A 23824-nucleotide genomic window follows, 5' to 3' on the forward strand; every position below is an offset into this window, starting at 1 on the left:
TTCATCCGCCGAGCCGTCATGCGAGCCCGGACACCGAGTCGTGCCCGCAGACACCGCCCCACGAGACACGATGGGACAACGATGAGATACGAAATCCTCGGGCCTCTTCGGGTGACGAAGGAGGATGGCACCTGCTTCATCAGCGCCCCCAAGATGGAGACCCTGCTCGCCACCCTCCTGGTCCGCCCGAACGAAGTGGTGTCGGCCGACCAGCTCATCAGCGAGATCTGGGGTGCGGCCGCACCGCGGAGCGCGAATGCCGGAATCCACGTGATGGTGTCGAACCTGCGCAAGTTCCTGGCCCGGCCGGACCGGACGGACAGCCCGATCGTGACCCGCTCCCCGGGCTACCTGCTGGACCTGGGCGACGACACCCTCGACGCCCACGACTTCCTGGACCTGGCCGCGCGCGGACACGAGCACGTGCGGCTGAAGAAGTACGCGGAGGCCGTGGCCTGCTTCGACCGTGCGCTCGGGCTGTGGCGGGGCCAGCTGCTCGGCCGGCCGCCCGCCAGCCCGATGATCGTCTGGTACGACACCTGGCTCGCCGAACAGCGGCTGGGCTGCCTGGAGGCGAACCTGGAGGCGGAGCTCGAACTCGGCCGCCACCGCCGGCTCGTGCCCAGGCTGTACTCGCTCATCACCGAACACCCGCTGCACGAACCGTTCTACCGCCATCTGATGGTCGCGCTGTACCGGGCCGAGCGGGTCGCCGACGCACTCGACGTCTACCGGACGGCCCGCACCCGGCTGCGCGACGAGCTGGGCCTCGAGCCGTGCCGCTCGCTGCAGGACACACAGCGGGCGATTCTGGTCGGCGACCGGCGCATGGGCCTCGTCCGGCTCGCCGGCTGACCGCTCTCGCTCCCGCCCCCGGGTCCCGCCCCCGGGTCGGGCCGACCACGAACCTGCCCTGCCCCATCTGGAGGGGCTGTCCGTGGCCCGGCCCGCCCCGGGGCGTCAGCCCCGGGGGGCGGTCAGCCGCCCTCGATCGCGGCGGACTGCACCGCGGCGAGGTCCACCTTCTCGCCTCGGCCGTCCTCCCGGAAGAGCAACAGCGCGGCCAGCACCCCGACGACCATGGTCACCGCGGTGATGACGAAGCCGAGCTTGAACCCCTCGGTGAGCGCGGCCGCCGGCGCGGGCCGCGTCGGCCGTCCGGCTCTCGGCGAGCGTCGCGATGACCGCGAAGCCGAGCGATCCCCCGACATAGCGGCTGACGTTGAGCAGCGCCGCGGCGATGCCCGTGCTCTCCGCCGGCACGCCCGTCACCGCCGCGATGTTGATCGGGACGAAAAGGATCGCGAACCCGAGGCTGACCACCACCGACGGCAGGATGATGTTCGTGCCCAGACCGCCGTCCGGCGAGATCCCGGTGAACAACAGCAGACCGCCGGCGACGATCGCGCAGCCGATGGCGACGACGGCGCGGATGCCGATCTTCGGCACGAGCAGTGGGCCGACCGGCGCGGCGACCAGCAGGGTCACGGCGAGCGGCAGGTAGGCCAGGCCGGTCTTCAGCGGGGAGTAGTGCAGTACCTCCTGCGCGTACAGAGTGACGAAGAACAGCATCGCCCACAGCGCGACCGCGACGAGCGCCTGGACCGCGTTCGCGCCGGACACCGAACGGTTACGGAACAGCGAGAACGTCATCAGCGGCTCGGCCGCGACGAACAGCTCGTGGACGACGAAGTAGGCGAGGAGCACGACGGCGCCGGCGAGCAGGCCGAGCGTCCGCCCGGACCCCCATTCGTGCTCGCTGGCCTGCAGCACCGCGTAGATCAGCAGCGCGGTGCCGCCGGTGGAGACCAGCGCGCCGACGACGTCGAAGCGGTGCGCCCGGGTCGTGCGGTCCGCGGGCAGGTACCGGCTGGCACCGGCCAGGATGAGCGCGCAGATCGGGACGTTCAACAGGAAGATCCACCGCCAGCCGGGCCCGTTGACGAGCACGCCGCCCAGCACCACACCCAGGGCGCTGCTCACGCCGGCGGCGGTACCCCAGACCGCCAGCGCCTTGTTGCGGGCCGGGCCCGCCGGGAAGATCGACGCGATCATCGCCAGCGTCATCGGGATGCTGAACGCTCCGGCCAGGCCCTGCAGCGCCCGGGTGGCGACGAGGCTGCCCGCGTCCTGCGACAGGCCCGCGGCGAGCGAGGCGACCAGGAACAGGGCGATTCCCCCGACGAATATCCTCCGCTGACCGAACACGTCACCGGTCCGGCCGCCGAGCAGCAGGAAACCACCGAACGCCACCGTGTAGGCGTTCACCACCCACGGCAGGTCGCCCTGGGAGAAGCCGAGGTCGTCCTGAATGCTGGGCAGCGCGACGTTCACGATCGTGATGTCTAGGGTTTCGAGCATTGCCGCGACGCACAACAGCGTCAACGCGATCGTGTGCACGGACGTCCAGACGAACGACGCCGGGTTCGAGGACGTCGAGTTCGAGGACGTCGAATTCGTGTGCACCGAATGTGATGGCGCCGGCCTCGGGGGTGCGGAGCTCCCGGCGGCCGGCTCGCGCGCCGGCCCGTCGACGGCTCGCACCGCCGCCCCGGACTCCTGCTTTTCCGTCATGGGTTGCGAATTCCTTTCGAGCGACTGTGACCGACCAGCCTTTTCCGTCGACGTGTCCGAGCCGCCGTGACAGCACCCGGCAGACGTGAGATGGAAAAGGCTCAATGAGCCTTTTCCATCTCACGGCGCATGGTCAGGGACACCGCAGGTTCGAGTCGACGACGGAAAAGGCTCGGCTTCGGGGCCGCGGATCCGGGCGGCGGTCGTTCTTCCCCACCCGGATCCGCGGCCGATGCCGCCTACTGCGCGGCGGGCGCGTCCGCCGGCGTCTGGACGTCCCAGGAGTAGCCATGCGGAACGAGGAAGTCGAGGAAGCTCGCGGCGTCGAACGCCTGGGCGGGGCTGAGCACACCGGCGCGGGGCGGCTGGGCGAGCAGCCGACGGACAGCCTCCGCCACGATCACCGCGGTCGACCCGTAGATGTCGCTGGCATGCAGGACACCGCGGGCACGGCGCCCGTCGGCACCGGTGGCCTCCGCGACGATGGTGAACCTGGCCGCAGCGCGGCGGGTGTCGTCCGGGCCCTCGGCAAGGTTGTCGATGATGGTCGCGACGGTCTCGGCGGGCAGCTGGAGCAGCTGCGCGAACTCCGGCGTGACGATGCTGGCGTTGATGACGACCGACAGCCGGTCGGTCGGCACGTGCCGGGGAACGGTGATGACTTCCGGGCCCGCCCAGCTGATGACCGGCGTCGGCTCCACGTTCCCCGGGAACGTCACCGCCTCGTACGGCGTCGTGCCGTCGCCGGGCCGCCATCCGCCGTCGCTGTAGACGAAGGTGCCGCTGGTCAGCGCACCGAAGGCCGACCGGACGGTTCCCCTGCTCATGTCCCAGTCGTGCACGTCGTAGGCCACGAGGAGATCGGTCGCCTGCTCGACCCGGGAGCCGACCACGTTCGCCAGCAGATCGCCGGGTACGATGTCGAAACCGACGGACGGGACGACGGCCACCCCGGCGTTCTGCGCGGGACCGGAGAACTCGTCGAAGACCTTCTTCACGAACAGCTGCTCGGCGGTCGTGTCGAGATAGTGCACACCCGCCTCGATGGCGGCCCGGACCACCGGTTCACCCACCAGCGCGAACGGGCCCGCCACGTTGACGACGACATCGCTGCCGCGGAACGCGTCCGCCAGGGCTGCCGGGTCTTCCACACCGACCTGGCGGGTCGCTATCTCGACCTTCCGGCCGTCGACGGAGTCACCCGGCTCGGTGTCGGCCAGCTCCGTCGCCAACGCCCGCAGCCGGTCACCGTCCCGGCCGGCCAGAACGACGGAAAATCCGCGGCGCCGAAGCTCGGCGGCCACCAGCCGTCCGGTGTATCCACTCGCGCCGTAAACGGTGATCGCCATGCGGAATCCCCTCCTCTATGGAGCCTTCTCCATCTCACGGGCACGGTCCGGGACACCGCGAGTCCACGTCGCCGAGAGTCCACGTCGCCGCGAGTCCAGGTCACCGAGAGTCCAGGTCGCCGAGAGTCCGCGTCGCCGACGGGAAAGGCTCATTCAGTACCCGTCATACTTGCGGGGATCAGCCGGCACGCCCATCCCGCAACTAGGGGCTTCGCGCACCCCCCCAAGTTTGGGGATTTTTTCGATCGGCAAGGTCGGGTAAGCTCGCGGGCGTGGCGAAACCTGCCCTCGGAATCCGCGCCAGCGCCGTTCGCGAGGGGATCGCGGACCTGTGCGAGCAGCGCATCACCCCGGAAGACCTCGTCGCCGAGGTCGCCGAGCGCGTCCGCCGAGTGGTTCCGTACGACGCCGGCTCGTGGATGACGACCGACCCCGAGACGCTGCTGCCGACACGGCTGCACGCCGTCGGTCCCAAGGTCTGCCTGCGCGCCGACGACCTGCACGACGAGCTGGCGGGCACCGGCGTCAACGGGTTCCTCGACCTCGACCGATCCGGGCGTTGCGCGGTGTCCCTCGCCGCCTCCACCGGCGGCGACCTGGACCGCGCCACCCGGCACCGGTCCGTCCACGAGCCGCTGGGGCTGCGCGACGAGCTGCGGCTGCTCGCCCGGGACGGCAGCGCCACCTGGGGCATCGGCTGTCTGCGGCGCGCCGACGACGAGCCCGACTTCACCGCCGCCGAGGTCCGCTACGTCGCCTCGATCGCCCGCCATCTGGGCCACGGCCTGCGGTCCGGCCTGGCCCGCACCGCGGCGCCACGCACCCCGCTGGCGGGCTCCGGCACGCTGATACTGGACGCGGCGGGCCACCTCGAGGCCTCCACCGCGGAGGCGGACCGCTGGTTGCGGCGGATCAGCCCGGCCGAGCCGCCCGAGCTGCCGGTGTCGGTCACGATGGTGGCCGTGCAGGCCCAGGCGAACGCCGTAGCGGGCGGCCCGCCCCGACCGGCCCGGCTGCGGATGTCGCTGCCCGGCGGCGGCTGGCTGCTGGTGCAGGGCGAGGTGCTGGTCTCCGCACCGGCGCACGGGGGCGGCGGCACGTCACGCACCGCCGTCGTGCTGGAGCCCGCGAGCCGCGCCGACCTGCTGCCGGTGATGCTGGCCCTCTACGGCCTCACCGCGCGCGAACGCCAGCTGGCCGAGCTGCTCGTCGCCGGGCACGGCACCGACCGGATCGCCCGCAGGCTCGGGATCTCCCAGCACACCGTGCGCGACCACACCAAGGCGATCTTCGCGAAGGTGAACGTGGCGACCCGCGCCGAGCTGACCGCGGTGCTCGGCGCCGAGGTCACCGGCCCCCCGGTCGACGTCCCCGGCGGCCTGGGCGACCTCGGCCTCGCCGGCTGACGCACCGCGCCCGGAAACGCCACGGTCCTCGCAACCCCAGAAGACTGGACGCTGCGAGGACCGTCGGCGTTCTGCTCCTCAGTGCGGAGCCATCAGTGAGACTGCGTTCCCCGGGTACATTGCCATTAAGCAAGAGCCGAGGATTCGACTGCCGGAGATCCTGCCACAGATCGGCATCAGTCAAGATCTCCCAGCCGGTGGTCCGGGAGGCTCGTACCCCACGAACACAGCCGGACCTCCGAGTGCTCGGTAGACAGGAAGCTCGGTAGCCCGGCAGCCCGGTTTTGCAAGTCGCAAGAGTGAACGATTTCGGTCGTTCCAACGACCAAAACCCTTCTTTCTTGCGGGCCGCCAGGTGAATCGGGCACCCCTTTTGCCGCGAAAGGGGTGAGATGACCCCGCCGCACGGCAGTGCGGGATCCTCGATGGATGGCCGGACGGGCGGGATTCACCCCCCATCAGCACGGCTCCGCCAAGCCCATACAGGCAGCCCGGATCCGCCGCTTCTCAGGATTCTGCGACGGGCTCTTCGCTCATCGCCCTTGGACTAGCGCTGCGGATCAGACGGCGGTGAGGCGAAGGGTGGCTGCGGGGGTCTCCGCGCTGCCAGCCGGGACGATCGCGTAGCGGCGCCGCTCCCATGGATAGTGCGGCAGGTCGACGACGGCACGGGGCAGGTCCGTCAGCTCGCCTTCACCGGGCTCCACGGGAGTGCCCGCGGCGAGCGCGTCGAGGGCCGCGAGGGCCTGCGGCCGGCTGGCGGCGAGCACCCGGGCGCGGACGGGGTGGCGCGCCCGGCCCGCGGTCGCCGTGTAGGCGAACGCCGGGTAGGCGTCGTCCGGGAGGGTGGCCAGCCGGTCCCGGTAGCGCGCCGCGAGGACCCGCAGCGCGTCCGGGGTTCGTGCCGTCACCTCGAAACCGGCCACCGGAACCGCCCTCCCGCCACCGGCCGCGGCACCCACCACATCACCGCTGCCCACCGCGGCGCCGGTGCCCACCGCACCACCGGTGCCCACGGCGGCGCCGGCACCCACCGCCGCACCGCTGCCCGCTGCGGCGCCGATGTCCACCGCGCCGATGTCCACCGCGGTGCCGACGTCCGCCGGGCCGACGATGACGTGGGCGTTGGTACCGCTCATGCCGAAGGAGCTGACGCCGGCGTAGCGGCCGTCGTCCGGTGACCAGGCCTCGACCTCGGTGGGGATGGCGATTCCGGTACCGGCGAGGTCGAGGCGCGGGTTCAGGGTCCGGAAGTGCACCAGCGGAGGCACGGCCCGGCGCTGCACGCACAGGATCGCCTTGAGCAGGCCGGCCATGCCCGCCGCGGACTCCAGGTGGCCCAGGTTCGACTTCACCGATCCGACCGTCAGCCGGCGCCCGCCGCGCGGACGGCCGAGGACGGTCGCGATCGCGTCCATCTCGATCGGGTCGCCCAGGGCGGTCCCGGTGCCATGCGCCTCCAGGTGCCCGATGTCCGCGGCGGTCAGGCCCGCGTCGGCCAGCGCCGCGGCGATGACGTCGATCTGGGACCGCACGTTGGGCGCGGTGATGCTGGCGGACCTGCCGTCCTGGTTGAGCGCCGAGCCGGCGATCACCGCGTGGATGCGGTCGTTGTCCCGCCGGGCGTCCGCGAGGCGCTTGAGCACGACGATCCCGCAGCCTTCGGAGCGGGTGAAGCCGTTCGCGCGGGCGTCGAACGGCTTGCACAGCCCGTCCGGGGCGAGCAGGCCCGACTGGGAGATCAGCCTGGTCGACGCCGGAGACACGATGAGGTTGACACCGGCGGCGAGCGCGACCTCGCACTCGCCCCGCAGCAGCGCCTGCCGCGCGAGATGGACGGCGACCAGCGACGACGAGCAGGACGTGTCCACCGCCATCGCCGGGCCGGTCAGCCCCAGGGTGAACGCGATCCGCCCGGCGGAGTAGCAGATCGCGTTGCCGATGCCCCAGACCGCGTCGACGTCGGCGGGCCGCCAGTCGTCGTAGTCCTGGTTGGTGATGCCGACGAAGAATCCGGTGCGGGTCTCGGTCAGGCGCTCCGGGGGCAGCGCGGCGTCCTCGAGGGCCTCCCAGGCAGCCTCGAGCAGCAGCCGGTGCTGCGGGTCGAGCCGCCGTGCCTCGCGGCCGCCGATACCGAAGAAACCGGCGTCGAAGTCCATCACCTCGTCGAGGAACCCGCCCTTGCGGTGCAGGCCCGCCCACTGGTCGGCGAACGGGCCCATCCGCTCCTGGCTGAGCGGGGTGACCAGGTCACGGCCGGCGGCGAGCGCCGTCCAGTAGCCGTCGAGGTCGTCGATGCCACCGGGCAGGCGCAGGCCGACGCCGACGACGGCGAGCGGCTGGTCGGCGCGTTGCGCGTCGAGCTGGGCCCGCAGTGAGCGGATCGTGTCGAGCGCCCGCGCGAGCGCGGTACGGGAAGCCGGTGCGGGGGCCGGGGCGCCGGGCGGCGGAGCAGCGGCCGGGACGAGCGTGGGACTGTCGTCGTGAGCCATGCGTTCTCAGTCCTCCTGGGTGGCGGCGGGGGCCGCGGCCTCGAACAGTCGCTCCGTCAGGGCGCCGGACAGGGCGCGCATCGTTCCGTACGTCCACAGCAGGGTCGGCGACAGCTTCAGGCCGAACGCCGACTCCAGGCGGTTGCGGAACTCCAGGCCCATCAGCGAGTCGAGGCCGAGCGATATGAACGGCAGGTCCCGCTCGATCGCGGTCGGGTCCAGGCGCAGCACCCGGCTGGCCAGCTCGCGCACCTTGCCCTCGAGCAGCTCACGGCGGTCGTCGCCGTCGCTGGTGCGCAGCCGGGCGAGGAACTCGTTGCCCTGCTCACCCACCGGGGTGCCGTCGCGCGAGGCCCGGCGCAGCACGCTCCAGCTCTCCAGCGCGGCGGTGTCCGGGTAGGAGTCGAACCACTGCCGCAGGTCGAGGCGCAGGTAGGCGACGACCTGCCCGTCGGCACCCCGGCCTGCGATGCGCCGGCCCACGGTCTCCTGGCCTGCGGTCTCCTGGCCTGCAGTGTCCTGGCCCGCGGCACCCTGGCCCGCGGTGTCCGGACCACCGGCGCCGAGGTAGCCGGCGAGTGCCTGCCACGCCTCCTCGGCGGTGAAGCTGCCCATCCCGCGGTCGGCGAGGCGGGCGCCCCGGTTGTCCTCACTCGCCGCCAGCCCGATCTCGGCGAACGGCCCCCACTGCACGCTCAGCCCCGGCCGGCCGCGGCGGCGGCGGGCGACGGCGAGCGCGTCGAGGTAGGCGTTGCCGGCCGCGTAGGCGGCCTGGCCGGCGTTGCCGATCAGCGCCGCCGCGGACGAGAACAGGACGAAGAAGTCGAGCGGGTCGGGGTCGGTAGCGGCGTCGAGGTTGCGGGCACCGTCGACCTTCGGGGCCAGCACCCGCTCGGCCTGCTCGGGCCGCAGGGTCAGGATCGTCGCGTCGTCGAGCAGGCCGGCGGCGTGCACCACACCGCGCAGCGGCGGGAGCGCGGCACGCAGCTCGGTGAGCGCCGCGTTGAGCGCGGCGCCGTCGGCGACGTCGACCTGGCGGGTCTCCACCCGCACGCCCCGGCCCCGCAGGGCGTCGAGGCGGGCGGTCGCGGCTGCGTCCGGCGCGCGGCGGCCCAGCAGCACCAGGCTGCGGGCACCGTGGTCGGCCAGGAACTCGGCGAGGGAGAGGCCGAGCGCCCCGAGCCCGCCGCTGATCAGATAGGTCGCGTCGGCGCGGAACCGGCCCTGCGGCATCGGCTCCGGCGCGGCAGGCGGCAGGTCGGCCGGGTCGATCCGCACCACGAACTTGCCGATGTGGCTGCCGTGGGACATGTCCCGCAGCGCCTCCGCCACCTCGGCGAACGGACGGGTGATCACCGGCAGCGGTGGCAGGTCGCGGGCCTCGACCCGGTCCCAGACGTCGCTCAGCAGCCGCGCGAAGCGCACCGGGTGGCGGGTCATCAGCGCGCTCAGGTCGACCGAGTACAGGCCGATGCCCTTCTGGAAGGCGCTGAGGCTGATGGTGCGCCCACCGTAGATGTCCTTCTTGCCGACCTCGACGAACCGGCCGCCCTCGGCGAGCAGATCCAGGCCGAGCCCGATCGCGGCGCCGGTCAGCGAGTTGAGCACCACGTCGACGCCACGCCCGCCGGTCACCGCCCGCGCCTGCTCGGCCCAGCCGAGATCGCGGGAGTCGAAGACGTGCTCGATCCCGAGGTCGGCCAGGTGGCGGCGCTTCTCGGCGGTGCCCGCCGTCGCGATCACGGTGGCGCCCAGGTGGCGGGCCACCCCGACGGCGGCCAGGCCCAGGCCGCCCGCCGCCGAGTGGATCAGGACCGTCTCGCCCGGGGCGAGGCCGGCCAGGTCGTTCAGGCCGTACCAGGCCGTCGCGGTGACCATCGGCAGCCCGGCGGCGTCGACGTCGGCCAGCCAGTCGGGGATCGGGCGGGTGTGGTCGGCACGCACGGTCAGGTGCGACGCCAGCGCCGGCATCGCGCAGGCGACCACCCGGTCGCCGATCGCCGGAGCGGCGACCCCGTCGCCGACGGCCGTCACGATGCCGGCGCATTCGGTGCCGAGCAGCCCGGCGCCGCGCGGGTCGGGGTAGGTGCCCATCGTCTTCATCACGTCGAGGAAGTTCAGCGCGGACGCGGTGACGACCAGCTCGACCTCACCGGGCCCCGGGGGGCGGCGGACCAGCGGACGCAGCGTCAGCCCGTCCCAGCTGCCGGGACGATCCGGGCTCAGCCGCACGGCCTGCTCGGCGCGCCGCCACGGGGTCACCCCGGCCGGCGGCTCGCCGGCATCCCCGGCGGCGACGGTGGCGGCGACGATCCGGCCGACGTGGCGACGGCCGTCGCGGACGACGACCTGGTCGGTGTCCTCGCCCGGGGCGGACAGCAGCGCCGACAGCCCCGTCACGATGTCGGCCACCCGGCCGCGTGCCCCCTGCGTGACGTCGAGCAGCACGGGACGCAGCTCCGGGTGCTCGCGGCCGAGCACCCGGCCGAAGCCCCAGTACAGCGCGGCGCCAGGGTCAGGGGCGGCGGGGTCGGCGGCAGCGGACCCGTCGGCGGCAGCGGACCCGTCGGCGGCGGACCCGTCGAGCGCCTGGGCGGCCGTGGTGACGATCACGAACCGCGGGGTGGTCGGCTGCTCCACGGCGGCGGAAACGAGCGCGGCCAGCTCGAGCAGCCCGCGGCGCTGCGCGGCGAGACCGGCGTCGGCCGCGGGGGCGAGCACGACGACATGCGTCGGTGCACCGCCCCACGGCGCCGCCGGGTCGGCGAGGTCGTGCTGGGCCGGGGCGACGCCGTGGGCGGTGAGGGCCTCGGCCAGTTCCCGGGCCGTGTCACCGAGGCCCGGTCCGGCGACGACCGCCCAGGTTCCGGCCACGCCCGCAACGCCCGCGCCCGCACCGGCCGCGCCCCCACCGGCCGTGTCCGTCGGCTCCGCCGCGTCGGCGGCCGGGGGCTGTTCGGTGAACTCAAGGCGGTAGTCACGCCACTCCCCCGCGCCCGCCTCGCCGGGGGCGTCGGGGAGGGCCTCCATGCGCAGGCCCTCCATCGTCAGCAGCAGGCGCCGGTCGGCGTCGAAGACGTGGAAGTCCAGGGTGGTCGAGTCGCGGCGCACCGCGTGCGACCACACCGCGGTCGGTGGCTCGGTGAGCGATCCCACCACCCGCACCCGGTCGACCGAACGCGGCACCACGGCTCCGTCACCTCCGGTCAGGGCCAGGGCGACCTGCAGCGCGGCGTCCCACAACGCCGGATGCAGCTCGTCGGGACGTGCGCCGGCCCGGCACCGTTCGGGCAGCACCACCTCACCGAGCGCCTCGGCACCGGTGGCGCCGTCCGTGCCGTCCGTGCCGTCCGTGCCGTCCGCGTCGTCCGTCCCGGGGCCGGCCTGGAACAGCCGGCGCAGGCCGCGGAACGACGGGCCGTAGTTCAGGCCGCGGGCGGCGCACGCCGCGTAGAACTCCTCCGGGTCACTGGTTTCGCCGGCCAGCAGATGCCCGGGGAACAGCGGGGCGCCGTGGGACGCCGGATCGCCCAGCGCCGGACCGCCGTTGGACGGGACGCCGTTGGACGGGATGCCGTTGGACGGGACGCTGACCGGTGCGGCGGCGCCGTGGTGCACCCGGGCGGTGGCATGCGTCGTCCAGTCGGTGGCGCCCGCGGGCAGCGACGACAGGACGAAGCTGCCGCCGCCGCTGACGTCGTCCCGCCACAGCACGCTGACGCGCAGCGGGTCGTCACCGAACGTCAGATCGCTGCGGAACTCGACGTCGGTCAGTGCGCCCGGCACCGCGCCGGTCCGGGCCCGGGCGGTGGCCAGCGCGAGCGCCAGCATGCCCACACCGGGCAGGACGACCGCGTCGAACACCCGGTGGTCGACGAACCAGGGGGTGTCGTCGCGGGCCAGCTCCAGCACACCCGTCCAGACATCACTCTCGGTGACGGACGGGGTGAGGGCGACGTCGAGCGCGCCGGCGCGCCGCGGCCCGCCGCGGCCGGCCTCGACCCAGTACGTGCGGCGCTGCCACGGGTAGCCGGGGACGGTTGCCCACGCGTCACGCGGCAGGCGCCCGAACGGCTCCAGGCCGGCGATGTAGGCACGGCCGAACGCGTGCGCGAGGTCGGCGGCCGTGCCCTCGTCGCGGCGCAGCGTCGTCACCACCCGCGGCGGGTCCTCCCGCGCGCCCGCCAGCTCCTCGACGGCCGGTGCGAGCACCGGATGCGGGCTGATCTCGACGACGTGGGTGACGCCCTCGTCGAACAGGTCCGCCAGCGCGTCGGCGAACATCACCGGCTGGCGCAGGTTGTCGGCCCAGTAGACGGCGTCCAGCTCGCGGCCGGTCAGCAGGGTGCCCCGGACCGTCGACTTCAGCGGGATGTCGCCGGCGCGGGGGCGCACCGGCGCGAGCGCGGCGAGCAGGTCCTCGCGCAGCTCGTCCATCTGCGGGCTGTGCGAGGCGTAGTCGACGTTGACCAGGCGGCAGAACGTGCCGTCGGCCTCCAGCAGTTCCTTCAGCGCGAGCACGGACTCGCCGTCACCGGACAGGACGCACGAGCGCGGCCCGTTGTTGACGGCGAGTGAGACGACCTCCTCGAAACCCTCCAGAGCCGCCCGCGCCCCGTCGACGTCCAGGTCGACGGCGAGCATGTGGCCGCGGCCCGAGGCGCGCCGCACGATCACGGCGCGGCGGGCGACGATCAGCGCGGCGTCGTCGTAGCTGAGAATCCCGGCGACGGTGGCCGCGCCGACCTCGCCCTGGCTGTGACCGATGACGACGTCGGGTTCGACGCCGGCCGCACGCCAGACCTCGGCGAGGGCGACCGACACCGCCCACAGCGCCGGCTGGACCTGGTCGACCCGGGCCAGCCACTCGTCGCCGGCGGCTCCGGCGAGCAGCTCCCGCAGGTTCCAGTCGACGTGCGGGCGCAGCGCCGCGGCGCACCGGTCGATGGTCGCGGCGAACGTCGGGTCGGTGGCGAGCAGGTCCCGGCCCATGGCCGCCCACTGGGAGCCCTGCCCGGGGAACACGAACGCGGTCCGGCCCGCGGCCCGCGCCTTGCCGACGAGCAGGTCCGGGCCGTCGGAGGTGTCGCCGGCGGTGAACCGGTCCAGGGCCGCGGCGGCGCCGGACGCGGTGGTGGCGAGGACCGCCAGCCGCGACGTGAACTGGTCGCGCCGCCAGGCCAGCGTCCCCGCCAGCGCCGGGAGCTCCGTCGGCGCCGACGCCGACACCGGCGGCACCGCGTCACCGCCGTCGGCCGGGGCGGGTGCCAGCGTGGCGCGGACGTCGTGGGCCCGGGCGGTGAGCGCCCCGTCGGTCTGCGCCGACAGCGCCAGCAACACGGGCGGCTGGGACGCGGGCGGCTGCTCGACGAGCGACTGCGCCACGGCAGACGGCGCCACGGCAGACTGCGCCACGGGCGGCTGCGCCGTAGGCGATGCCGGGACGCGGGACGCGGCAGGCGGGTCGGTGAGCACCACGTGGGCGTTCGTGCCGCCCCAGCCGAACGAGTTCACGCCGAGAAAGACGGGGGCGTCCGCGGGAAGCCCGACCGGCTCGCCGGTGAGGCGCAGGTTCAGCTCGTCGAAGGGGATATCGGGGTGCGGGTCGTCGGCGAACAGGCTCGGCGGGACGACCCGGTGCTCCAGCGCGAGCAGCGCCTTGACCAGCCCGGCCATGCCGGCCGCCGGCTCGAGATGGCCGATGTTGGTCTTGACCGAGCCGATCGGCAGCGGGCCGGCGCCCGGGGAGCGCCGCGCGCCGAGCACCCGCCCGATGGCACCCGCCTCGACGGGGTCGCCGCGGCCTGTTCCGGTGCCGTGCGCCTCGACGTAGGCGACCTGGTCGAGGGGGATCTCCGAGTCCTCGTAGACGGTGCGCAGCAGGTCCTCCTGCCCGCCCGGGTTCGGCGTCACCAGGCTTTCGCCGCCGCCGTCGTTGTTCACCGCGGTGCGGGCGATGACACCGCGGATCCGGTCGCCGTCCGCGAGTGCCCGGGCGAGGGTCTTCACATACACCGCCGCGACGCCCTCGCCGCGGACGAAACCGTCGGCGGTGGCGGCGAACGCCTGGCATCGCCCGGTCGGCGACAGGCCGCCGAAGTGGGTCAGGCCGACCGAGCCCTCCGGGGAGAGGATCAGGTTCACGCCCCCGACCAGCGCCGCGTCGATCTCCCCGGCCAACAGTGCCTGGCCGGCCAGGTGCAGCGCCACCAGCGACGACGAGCAGCCCGTCTCGACCGCCAGCGACGGCCCGGTGAGCCCGAGGAAGTACGAGATCCGGGTGGCGGCCATGTCCATCGCCGTCCCGAACGCGCTGTGCTGGGTCGGGGCCGCGCCGCGGTCCTTGCGCAGCAGCTCGTAGTCATGCCAGGACGAGCCGACGTACACGCCGGTGCGGGTGCCGGCGAGGCTCGCGGCCCGGGTCCCCGCGTCCTCCAGCGCCCGCCAGGACGTCTCCAGCATCAGCCGGTGCTGCGGGTCGATCGCGACGGCCTCCCTCGGCGAGATACCGAAGAACGTCGCGTCGAAGTCGCCGACGTCGTCGAGGAAACCTCCGACGTCCTGGATCACCTTCTCCGGGTCCAGCTGGGCGGTGCGGTCCCAACGGTCGGCCGGCACCGGACGGATCGCGTCACCGCGGTCGACGAGCAGCCGCCAGAAGCTGTCGACGTCAGGCGCGCCGGGAAAGCGGCCGGCCACACCCACCACCGCGAGGAGCCGGGACGGTTCCTGCAACACATCGATCTCCCAAACGGTAGGAGTTCCCGAACGGTGGAGTTCCTCGTTCGGGCGGTCCGGTTCACGCGGCGGCGCGCAGCCGTTTCCCGCGGATCCTGGCGACCATTCCCGCAAGCGTTGTTCCAGGGCCCAGCTCGACCAGATCAACCGCACCGGCTGCCAGCAGCAGACGAATGCTGCGCTCCCACTGGACGGGCTCACAGATCTGCCGGGCGAGGGTGTGCGCGATCTCGCCGGGAACGTGCGGGCGGGCCGTCACGTTCGCGATGACCGGAATCTCCGGCGGCGCCAGGTCGAATTCCCGCGCGTACCGTTCGAACTCGACTGCGGCGGGTTTCATGTAACGGGAGTGGAACGGGCCGCTCACGTTGAGCCGGACGGCCCGGACCGCGGTGCCGGCGGTTTCCCGAAGCAGCCTGTCGACGGCGTCCTCCGGGCCGGCGAGCACGATCTGCCCGGGGGCGTTGTACAGCGCGACGTCCAGCTCCGCCAGGCTCGGGCGGGTGAGCAGGTCGTCGATCTCCTCGGCGGCCAGGCCGAGGACGGCGGCCATCGTCCCCCCGGTGCACCGGCTCATCAGCTCGCCGCGGCGGGCGACGAGCCGCAGCCCGGTGACGAAGTCGAAGACGCCGGCTGCGAACAGGGCGGCGAACTCGCCGATGCTGTGGCCGAGCAGGTAGTCCGGTGGCGTCGGGTCGGCCTGCCGGTGCCGCAGATAGGCCAGCGCCTCGACGACGTACAGGGCCGGCTGCGCGTACTGGGTGAGCAGCAGGGCGCCGTCCGGGTTCTCGACGCACAGCTCGGCGACGGAGTACCCGAGCACCGCGTCGGCGGCGGCCACCAGCTCCCCGAAGTCGGCGAAGAGGTCCGCGCCCATTCCCGCCTTCTGGGCACCCTGCCCCGGGAATCCGATCACCTTCATCGTCGCCTCCCGTTCGTCTGTCGGGTGACCGTGACTCGTTCGGCCACGGGGCATCGTTCGGCCGCAGGGCGGCGTTCGGCCGCCTGGCGTGGACGTGCGTCAGGCGCCGACGTCGACCGGCTGCGCGAGCTTCTCCACCGCCAGTTCCGCGATGTCGGCGATCGTGAAGTCGACGCCGATCTCACCGGCGACGAACAGCACGTCGTAGGTGTTCTTCAGCGCGACGGCGATCTCCACAGCACCGAACGAATCGATGCCGAAACTGCCGATGGCGGCGTCGGACGGGATTTCCTCGACGGGAACCTCGAGACGCTGCGACACGATGTCGATGATGAAGATCTCGATGTCCTCGACCTGCTGGCTCACGGCGCTTCTCCCTCCGGCCGGTGACCTTCCGACCACCTTGTGGGTACACGGATCGGGCGGTACGCCCACCGGCCGGATGCCGGCGCCGGGAACGTACCGCCCAGGTTCCATGAATTCATTGTCCGACCGACCGCTAATCTCCTCCTTATACGGCGCCCGACGCGTCCGGCCACCGATGCCGCCGTTGCTCCCGCCGCCGTTGCTGCCGTTGCTGCCGTTGCTGCCGCGCAAAATATGACGATTTTGGTCGCCAGGACGACAAAAGCCCTCAGATCTTCGGGCCGAGGGTTCGAGTTTTCGTTGCTGGCGGGCAAAGGTTGAGGATTTTGGCTGCTCGCACGACCAGAATCCTCACCTTTTGTCGATCGCCAGGCGGCCTTGCGCGTCAGCCCACCACGGTTATCGCCCGTGCCGGGCACATCCGGGCGGCGGCCTCCCGCACGGCCGCCTGGTACCGCGCGTCGGGAACCGGCTGCAGCACCGTCGACTTGCCGTCCGGGTCGCGCTGCTCGAACACCTCGGGCGCCGCGCGCACGCACTGGCCGGCACCGACGCACAGGTCGTGGTCGACGGTGACCCGCATCGTCGTCTCCCCCGCCCGTTCCGCCCCTGCCGGCTCCGCTCCTGCCGGCCGCACTCCTACCGGCTCTGCTCCCACCCGCTGCGCCGGTGTCACCACGTGACCGGCAGCCGGTGCAGGCCGTAGAACAGCGCCTGGTCCTTGAACTGCAGGTCCGCGACCTCGCCGTCGACCCGCAGGTCGGGGATGCGGCGGAAAAGCTCGGTGAAGACGATCTCCAGCTCCAGCCGGGCGAGGTGCTGCCCGAGGCACTGGTGGATGCCGAAGCCGAACGCCAGATGCGATCGCGAGTTGCGGTGGATGTCGAACGCGTCCGGGTTCGGGAACACCGCCGGGTCCCGGTTCGCGGCCGCGTTCGGCGCGATCAGCCCGGAGCCGGCAGGGATGTGCACGCCGTGGACCTCGATGTCCTCGGTCGCCACCCGGCACGTCACGTGGTCGCCGATGCTGAAGTAACGCAGCAGCTCGTCGACGACCCGCGGGGCCAGCGCCGGGTCGGCCTTGAACTCGGCGAGGGCCTCGGGCTGCTGGAGCAGCCCGAGCGTGCCCAGCGCGATCATGTTCGCCGTGGTCTCGTGCCCGGCGCCCAGCAGCATCACGGCCATCCCGACGAGGTGGTCGTGGTCGAACACGTCCGCCTCGCGGTACTTGCGGATCAGGGTGCTCAGCAGGTCGTCGCCGAGGTTCTCGGTACGTTCGGCGATGACGCGGCTGAGCAGGCCGCGGACCTGGATGAACGCGTTCTTGCGCTGCTCCTGGGTGCTCTCGTGGCTGAGAATCGCGCCGGTGGCGTGCTGGAAGAGGTCCCGCTCGGAGTAGGGGACGCCGAGCAGCTCCGAGATCAGCAGCGACGCGGTCGGGAGCGCGAACTCGTGCACCAGGTCGACCGGGCGGGGACCGTCGAGCAGCCGGGTGATGCCTTCGTCCACGATCCTCTCGATCTGCGGGCGCATGGTCTGCACGCGCCGCAGGGTGAACTCCCCGGCGAGCATGTGCCGGTAGAGGGTGTGCTCCGGAGGGTCCATCCAGATCAGGAAGCCCTTGATCTCCCCGGTGAGCGCCGCCGCGCCGGGGAACAGGGCGGGGAAGCCCGGCCGGGTCAGGTTCTTGCTGGCCTTCGGATGCGCCAGCAGATCGCGGGCCACGTCATGGCGGGTGGTCAGCCAGCCCGCCGTGCCCTCCACATCGACCACCGGGGTGAGGGGGCCCTTCTCCGCGAGCTCGGAGTAGGCCGCCGGCGGGGCGAACGGGCAGGCCCGGGGCATCGGGAAGGTCGGAGGTACGGAGGTCGGCTGTTCGTGCGTCAGTGCGGGCACCGCCTGCGCTTCGGTCATCTGGCATCTCCAGCATGTCGGATAATGCGTGAGCGTCGAATCACTATCCGCGCGGCCGCTAATCCCAGGCTTATGCCGGCGGAGCCCGTAGCAAAGTCACGCTTGCCTGGCATCAGGCGGAGGCCGTGGCGACTACTCGGAGCATCACGCCGCGGACGACGTGCAACGCGTCACAGGCTCCCTGCGCGTCGTGCCTGGCGTGCTGCGAGCTTCCCACCGCAGGCCGGGGTACACATCGCGCGCTGCGGGCTGGTGGGACCCGGGACTGCGGGGCTGCCGGGACTGCGGGGCTCGTCGAGCTTCTGGGTTTCATTCATCCAACGCATCGGAACGATTCGGTTTTCAAACACCACTGTCACTTTGCCGGACGGGGCCGGGAGGACACCCGTCCAAAGGTTCCGGACGGGTTCTGGACGCCGATGGCTACCGCCGGAGACGATCGGAACATGAACGCGCCGGCCTCAGTCATCGTCCGGAAGAAAACGCGGCGGAATCGCGCCCGCTGGGAGCGGTAGCCGGCTGGACGCGGCCGCTTCCGAGTAAGGCTGAAGGATAATGGTCGCCAGAACAGCCAAAATCCTTCACTCTTCGCCCCGTCGCCGCCACCACCGCGACCGCTACCGCTACCACCGCCGTGCCTGATTCCGGGTGGGGAAAGAGCGGTTTTGCCACGGGCTCGAGAGTCGGAGACCGGAGTTGTCAGCCGCGCAGGGTGTGGATGGCCGCGGCGACCCACCGCTGGGTCTCCTCGAGATGGCGCGGAGCGCCGTGTTCGTCGTCGTGGCTCAGCACGTGCAGCTCCCGGACGGACCGCTGCAGATGGCCGAGCTCCCCCGGCGGGATGATCTCGTCGCGGTCGCTGGCCATGTAGTAGAGCGGCACCGCGAGGGCGGTCAGCTCGTCGTCCGACAGCGCCCAGTCGCGAATGTGCCCGCTGAGCTTCTCGGCGTCCACCCCGGTCAGGTGGGCGAGGGTGTCGACGGTGATCCGGGGCAGGCCACGCTGCCACTGCGCGTCGGTGAAGAAGTCGGAGATCGGCGCCGCGGCGGTGACGACACCCACGAGGCGGCTGTCGTTGACGGCGCAGCGCAGCGCCAGGTGCCCGCTGAAGCTCAGCGCCATCGCGACCGTGCGGGACGCCTGCGCCCGGTCACCCACCGCGTCCAGCAGGTAGGACAGCGTCTGCCAGCTCTTCGCCGTGTACCCGACGGTGTTCTCGCCGACGCCGGGCATCTCGGTGACGATCCCGGCCATGTCCAGCCCGGTCGCGATCCGCAGCATCGGCGCGTACTGCTCCTTGGCGGCGACGATCCCGCCGGAGATCACCAGCAGCGGCTTCGGCTCCGCCGCGGACAGGCCGACGGCCCAGCCACGAATCCGGCCCTCCGGCGCCTCGACGTCGAGGCGCTCCAGCGCGCTGCCGGTGGCCGAGCGGGCGAACGCGTCGACGCAGTGTGCCTGCGCGGCGCGCCGCGGCGCCCCGTCCGGGAAGGGGAAGCGCGCCATCGCGTGGTAGCGCCAGGCCTCGTCGACCCGGCCGGCCCGGTCGAGCTCCGCCGCCTCGTGTGACCACTCGTGCACCCAGGATCCGGGCTCGTCGCCCGCGTCGGAGACGATCCGGTCACGCAGCCGCTCGAACTCGGCGACCGGGATGCCCTGCGTCTGGGTGTGCACATACCCGAACTGCTTGAGCTCGGCGACGTCGTTCACGCCTGCCCCCCGACGGTCTCGGGAACAGTCGGCCGGACGTCGTCGAGGCTCTCGGCGGAGGTGCTCTCGGTGAAAGCAGCCGCGGTGGAAGGGCTCTCGGTGGAGGGGATCGCGGCGATGGGCTGCGGCCAGGGCTCCTCCAGAACGCGGCGGATCTCGGCGAGCACGTCCGCGGCCTCGGCGCCGTCGATCACGCGGTGGTCGAACGCCAGGCTGAGCCGCAGCACCGGGGCGACCTCGACCCGGCCGTCGCGGGCCACCGGGCGGTCCAGCACCCGGCCGACGCCGAGCGTCACCGTCGTCCCGCCGACGGAGTGGAAGCCGTCCACCGGGCGGTGGCCCAGCGAGGTCACCGCGAACGTCCCGAGCAGCAGCGCGCGGCGCTCCGGCGGCCGGGCGGCGCGCCAGGCCAGCAGCCGGCCGAGCGGCACCGGCAGCCCCTGGAGCTTGCGGATCGGGGCGAGGGCCGGGGCGGTGTCGGGGTCGAGGTCGCGGAACTGCTCGATGCGGTCCTGGATCGCGTCGAGATCACCGGCGGCGACGTCCGGAACAACGGTGGCGAGCACGACGCGCTGGCCGCCCATGGTCCGGTCGAAGGTGACCTTGCCGTTGACCTGCGGGTGGCGGGCGACCACCGGGCGCAGCCAGCCGCGGATCGACGCGTTGGCCTCGGGGTGCGCGGCCAGCGCGCGCCCGCCGGCGGCGACGATGTACGTCACCAGGGACAGCTTCCGTCCGGTGTGTTCCCGGCGGGCGGCGCGGTGCGCCAGCACGTGGGTCATGTCGACCTCGGTGTCCAGGAACACCGGGGAGAAGGACCGGATCTGGTCGAGGAAGTAGAGGGTGTGGCGGCGCGCGGGGGCCACCGGCTCCACGGTCACGGTCACGCTCCCACCGCCAGCGTGTAGACCTCCGCGAGGCTGCGTGCCTCGAGGACGTCCGGCAGCGAGACCCGGGCGCCGGTCTCCCGCTCGATGACGGTCAGCAGGCGCAGCAGGTACACCGAGTCCCAGCCGGGCAGCTCGTCGAACGCGGCCCCGAGCTCCTCCTCGGCCAGGGGCAGCCCGAGCTCGTCCCTGACCAGGACGGCGAACTCCGTCGAGTTGATCATTCATGCTCTCCCAGGAAGACGGTGGTGAGCGCGACATGCGTCGGCGCGGCGACGATGTCGCGCAGGTCGTGCCGGAAGGTCGTCCCGCCGGTCCCGCCGGTCCCGCCAGGCGACCCGGCAGCGCGGTCGTCGGCTGCGGGGGCCGCGGCGGCGGGCGCGGGGGCCGCAGTGGCGGGCGCGGGGGCCGCAGTGGCGGGCGCGGGGGCCGCGGTGAAGCCGTAGCGAGGGTAGAAGTCGCCGACGATGCCGTTCTTCGCGGTCGGCACGTACTCGCCGAGCACCTCGCGGGCGCCGGTGTCGCGGGCGTGGTGCAGCAGGGCCACCAGGCAGGCCTGTTCGATGCCGCGGGAGAACACCCGGCAGCTGAGCAGGAAGTTGTCGATCCGCAGGACCGCGCCGCCAGTGTCGTCCGTCCCGGCTGGCCCACCGAGCCCCGTCCCCGCTGGCCCGTCGAGCCCGACGCGGCGGGCGAGGATCGCGCCGACCAGGCCGTTGTCGCCGAAGCGGTCCGCGGAGTGGATCGCCAGGACCAGCGCGGCGGGGTCGTCGAGCAGTGCCGCCACCGCCCGCGGCTGCAGGCGCCGGGTGGTCAGGTTGAACTGGTTGGTCCGCAGCGTGAGCTGCGACAGCCGCCCGACCTGCGACGCCCGCGCGGCCTCCAGGCGGACGGCGACGCCCAGCTCGCGCAGGTAGTCCTCGATGGAGTCGAAGGTGTCCAGGAAATCGCCGCGGGCGACGTCCTCGCGGTAGCGCGCCGGGCGGGCCCGGTCGTCCGCGGTGACCTCCCGGACGTTGAACCAGCCGTCGGCGAGCAGCCGTTCCACGTGCGACGCCGGCTCGTCGTCGACGTCGACCACGGCGATCTCGGGCAGCTCGCGGCGCACCAGCGCCCGCTCGTACGGGCTGTCGTCGACGAACACGAAGCTCGAGGTGCCGAGGTTGAGCCGGCGGGCCGTCTCCCGCAGGTTCTCCGGCTTGGGCCGCCAGTTCGCGGTGACGTCGGCGAAGTCCTCCGCACGCAGCGTCAGCCCGGGGTGCTCGGCGAGGATCCGGCGGACCGGCTCGGGGTCGTTCTTGCTCACCACCGCCAGCAGGACCCCCTGCGAGCCGATCTGGCGGGCCACCTTCTGGAAGGCGCGGAACGCCTCCCCTCGGTAGGTGTCGGCGACCTCGACGCCGTCCGGTCCGTCCTCGCCGAGGATGCCGCCCCACACGGTTCCGTCGAGGTCGAGCACCAGGCATTTGCGGGTCTGCCCGGCGACCAGGCGGGCCAGGTGGCCGACCTCGCGGGCGTAGGCGGCGAGCAGGCCCGGAGCCAGATGCGCCTTGGCGTAGACGCTCAGCCGCGGGTCGCGGGCCGCCGTCCCGTCCGCGAGGATCGGGTCGAGGTCCAGCACGACGACGGACGGACGGTCCTCGGCCAGCCCGAGCAGCGCCGTGGCCGCACGCCGCCACAGCGCGCCCAGCGCGGCCCGGGAGCGGTAGTCGACGAGCTGCCCGGCGAGCAGCCGGGGCAGCGGCAGGGTGTTGAGCACCAGGGTCCCCCGGCCCGTCGCCTGGAACCGGTCGGCGAGCCCGGTCAGCAGCCGGACCTTCTCGTCGACGATCTTCTCCAGGTCGGCGAGCGTCCACGGGACGGGCAGCTCGTCCAGCACGATCATCGGGTCCAGCACGCACAGGACGAGGTCCGCGCCGGCCGCGTACAGCGCGCTGCCCGGGTCGGTCAGGTCGAACACGTAGCTGTCGAACGGGGAGACGACGGGGTCGAGGACCAGGCCGTGCCGGGCCAGTTCCGCGGCGAGCGGCGCGACGAGCGGTGACAGGGTGCCGTGCCCGGTGATCGCGATCTTCACCACCGGGACCGTCGGATGGTGTCGCCGCACCTCGGCCGCCGGGACCCGGGCCAGCAACGCGCCCGCCCGAGCCAGCTCCTCCGGCCCGAGCCCGGCCAGCAGGGGCGCAACCAGCGGGTAGCGGGCGGCGAGCTCACCGGCGCGGTGCAGTTCCAGCAGGGTGCTCGCGCCTGGGACGTTGCTCGCGCCTTCGGAGCTGCTCGCCCCTTCGGAGGTGCTCGCGCCTTCGAGGGTGCCCGTGCCTTCGACGGTGCCCGTGCCTTCGACGGTGCTCACGCCTTCTCCACGGCGAAGCCGGCCCGGATCCACTTGGAGGACTCGACCGAGACGCCGACCGCCCGGTCGCCGCTCGACATCTGGTCGAGGATCCGTTCGAGCTGGAAGAAGGGGGTGGCGTTGCCGGTGTTGCCGGTCCGGCGCACACAGCTGACCTCCTGCGCGCCGGGCAGCGCGAGGCGCTCCATGATCTGGGTCGTCATCCGTCCCGACAGCTGCGGCGGCAGAACGTAGTCGACGTCGCCGGGCTTCCAGCCGACGTCCGCCAGCAGCTCGGCGAGGATCTCCTCGCTCATCACCGGGACCAGTTCCTCGATGGCCTTGTAGTCCTCGGCGACGGTCGGCGAGTCCGGGCCGGGCGGGCGCGCCCCGAACCAGTCCAGCGACTGGCCCGGTGCCCGGCCGAGACCGGTGAGTCGGGTGCTCACCTGCCGGATCGTCACCGCCGCCGGGGTGGGGTCGACGCTAAGCACCGCCGCGCCCGCGCCGTCACCGAACAGCATGTAGTTGATCAGTTCGCGGGGCGGCAGCCGGGAGAAGTCCGCGCCGTAGTCGAAGACCTTGGTGCCGACGTCGCCGCCGAGGACCAGCGCCGTGCGGGGGCCACCCGCGACCAGCAGCCGGGACGCGACCGCGAGGGCCTGGAACGCCCCCGTGCAGCCGGACTGGAGCTGGAAGGTCGGCACCCCGTCGATGCCGAGCCGGTCGGCGACGACGTTGACGGTGGTCGGCATCAGCTTGTCCGGGGTGGCCGTGCCCATCACGATCAGGTCGACGGCGTCCGGCCCCAGTCCGGCGGCGGCCAGGGCCAGCCGGGCGGCGTTCTCCCCCAGGTCCGCCAGCGTGGACACCACCTCGCCGCTGTCCAGGTCGACGGACATGTGGCGGGTGTCGGTACCGACGAAGTGATCGATCCACTGTCCCCAGTAGGTGTCCAGGCCGAGCCGGGCGGCGAGCGTCGGGTTGTCCACCGGCGCCCCCGGCAGGGCGGTCCCCACCCCGAGAATGTGCACGTCCGAAACGTCCGCCACCGGTTGCCTCCAGCTGTCGTGCTGTTTCCGGAACGGACGTCATCGTCGCCGCGCCGGCTAACGTCGCCCTAAGCCGACATCC

15 protein-coding genes and 1 pseudogene are annotated in these 23824 nt (G+C 72.9%); 2 read left to right on the forward strand and 14 right to left on the reverse strand.

Features of this window, described 5'->3' with window-relative positions; all coding sequences use genetic code 11:
• The first annotated feature begins 81 nt into the window (after nt 1-81).
• Nucleotides 82-855, forward strand: a complete 774-nt coding sequence (locus ACG83_RS29360; protein WP_054569471.1) for an AfsR/SARP family transcriptional regulator — start codon at nt 82-84, stop codon at nt 853-855.
• 122 nt (nt 856-977) lie between these two features.
• Here the strand turns inward: ACG83_RS29360 and ACG83_RS48105 are convergent, their stop codons facing one another.
• The 3 genes and pseudogenes from ACG83_RS48105 to ACG83_RS29375 form a co-directional block, all read right to left on the reverse strand.
• Nucleotides 978-1211, reverse strand: coding sequence for a CoA transferase (locus ACG83_RS48105; RefSeq protein ID WP_369812931.1), 234 nt, complete (start codon nt 1209-1211; stop codon nt 978-980).
• 4 nt (nt 1212-1215) lie between these two features.
• Nucleotides 1216-2574, reverse strand: a pseudogene (locus ACG83_RS29365) (MFS transporter); the annotation flags it as partial.
• A gap of 239 nt (nt 2575-2813) precedes the next feature.
• Complete coding sequence (locus ACG83_RS29375) at nt 2814-3923, reverse strand: trans-acting enoyl reductase family protein (RefSeq protein WP_054569474.1); 1110 nt, start codon at nt 3921-3923, stop codon at nt 2814-2816.
• Nucleotides 3924-4195: 272 nt separating this feature from the next.
• Between ACG83_RS29375 and ACG83_RS29380 the strand changes: the two genes are divergently transcribed.
• On the forward strand, nt 4196-5329 hold the full coding sequence (locus ACG83_RS29380) for a helix-turn-helix transcriptional regulator (RefSeq protein WP_054569475.1): 1134 nt from the start codon (nt 4196-4198) through the stop codon (nt 5327-5329).
• A gap of 560 nt (nt 5330-5889) precedes the next feature.
• Here ACG83_RS29380 and ACG83_RS29385 read toward each other — a convergent pair.
• The 11 genes from ACG83_RS29385 to ACG83_RS29435 all read right to left on the reverse strand — a co-directional run bounded on the left by ACG83_RS29385 (nt 5890) and on the right by ACG83_RS29435 (nt 23742).
• Nucleotides 5890-7821: a polyketide synthase gene (locus ACG83_RS29385; RefSeq protein WP_054569476.1), complete on the reverse strand. Its 1932-nt coding sequence runs from the start codon at nt 7819-7821 to the stop codon at nt 5890-5892.
• 6 nt (nt 7822-7827) lie between these two features.
• Complete coding sequence (locus ACG83_RS29390; RefSeq protein ID WP_054569477.1) at nt 7828-14559, reverse strand: type I polyketide synthase; 6732 nt, start codon at nt 14557-14559, stop codon at nt 7828-7830.
• 61 nt (nt 14560-14620) lie between these two features.
• A complete protein-coding gene (gene fabD, locus ACG83_RS29395) occupies nt 14621-15481 on the reverse strand; it encodes an ACP S-malonyltransferase (RefSeq protein ID WP_054569478.1) in 861 nt (286 codons plus the stop codon).
• Nucleotides 15482-15580: 99 nt separating this feature from the next.
• Entirely contained in the window at nt 15581-15847 is a 267-nt protein-coding gene (locus tag ACG83_RS29400; RefSeq protein WP_054569479.1) for an acyl carrier protein, read from the reverse strand.
• A 385-nt stretch (nt 15848-16232) separates the two neighbouring features.
• Nucleotides 16233-16430, reverse strand: a complete 198-nt coding sequence (locus ACG83_RS29405; protein WP_054569480.1) for a ferredoxin — start codon at nt 16428-16430, stop codon at nt 16233-16235.
• 89 nt (nt 16431-16519) lie between these two features.
• Nucleotides 16520-17761, reverse strand: coding sequence for a cytochrome P450 (locus tag ACG83_RS29410; RefSeq protein WP_054569481.1), 1242 nt, complete (start codon nt 17759-17761; stop codon nt 16520-16522).
• Nucleotides 17762-18460: 699 nt separating this feature from the next.
• Nucleotides 18461-19471, reverse strand: coding sequence for an alpha/beta hydrolase (locus ACG83_RS29415; protein WP_054569482.1), 1011 nt, complete (start codon nt 19469-19471; stop codon nt 18461-18463).
• Nucleotides 19468-20358: a 2-oxo acid dehydrogenase subunit E2 gene (locus tag ACG83_RS29420; RefSeq protein WP_063793232.1), complete on the reverse strand. Its 891-nt coding sequence runs from the start codon at nt 20356-20358 to the stop codon at nt 19468-19470. Before ACG83_RS29420 ends, ACG83_RS29415 begins: the two co-directional genes overlap by 4 nt.
• Complete coding sequence (locus ACG83_RS29425; RefSeq protein WP_054569483.1) at nt 20355-20582, reverse strand: acyl carrier protein; 228 nt, start codon at nt 20580-20582, stop codon at nt 20355-20357. Before ACG83_RS29425 ends, ACG83_RS29420 begins: the two co-directional genes overlap by 4 nt.
• On the reverse strand, nt 20579-22711 hold the full coding sequence (locus ACG83_RS29430) for an HAD family hydrolase (RefSeq protein ID WP_063793233.1): 2133 nt from the start codon (nt 22709-22711) through the stop codon (nt 20579-20581). The genes ACG83_RS29425 and ACG83_RS29430 overlap by 4 nt, the downstream gene beginning before the upstream one ends.
• The gene (locus ACG83_RS29435; RefSeq protein ID WP_054569484.1) at nt 22708-23742 is read right to left on the reverse strand and encodes a 3-oxoacyl-ACP synthase III family protein; all 1035 of its coding nucleotides are present in this window, start codon (nt 23740-23742) and stop codon (nt 22708-22710) included. The genes ACG83_RS29430 and ACG83_RS29435 overlap by 4 nt, the downstream gene beginning before the upstream one ends.
• Between the last annotated feature and the right edge of the window lie 82 nt (nt 23743-23824).

The sequence above is a fragment of the Frankia sp. R43 genome, assembly GCF_001306465.1.
Taxonomy (GTDB): Bacteria; Actinomycetota; Actinomycetes; order Frankiales; family Frankiaceae; genus Parafrankia; species Parafrankia irregularis.

What these genes read in the sequence shown, in the direction of transcription:
- ACG83_RS29360 (WP_054569471.1), top strand. Translation starts at nt 82, where the DNA reads ATGAGATACGAAATCCTCGGGCCTCTTCGGGTGACGAAGGAGGATGGC.
- ACG83_RS48105 (WP_369812931.1), bottom strand. Translation starts at nt 1,211, where the DNA reads ATGTCGGGGGATCGCTCGGCTTCGCGGTCATCGCGACGCTCGCCGAGA.
- ACG83_RS29375 (WP_054569474.1), bottom strand. Translation starts at nt 3,923, where the DNA reads ATGGCGATCACCGTTTACGGCGCGAGTGGATACACCGGACGGCTGGTG.
- ACG83_RS29385 (WP_054569476.1), bottom strand. Translation starts at nt 7,821, where the DNA reads ATGGCTCACGACGACAGTCCCACGCTCGTCCCGGCCGCTGCTCCGCCG.
- fabD (WP_054569478.1), bottom strand. Translation starts at nt 15,481, where the DNA reads ATGAAGGTGATCGGATTCCCGGGGCAGGGTGCCCAGAAGGCGGGAATG.
- ACG83_RS29405 (WP_054569480.1), bottom strand. Translation starts at nt 16,430, where the DNA reads ATGCGGGTCACCGTCGACCACGACCTGTGCGTCGGTGCCGGCCAGTGC.
- ACG83_RS29410 (WP_054569481.1), bottom strand. Translation starts at nt 17,761, where the DNA reads ATGACCGAAGCGCAGGCGGTGCCCGCACTGACGCACGAACAGCCGACC.
- ACG83_RS29425 (WP_054569483.1), bottom strand. Translation starts at nt 20,582, where the DNA reads ATGATCAACTCGACGGAGTTCGCCGTCCTGGTCAGGGACGAGCTCGGG.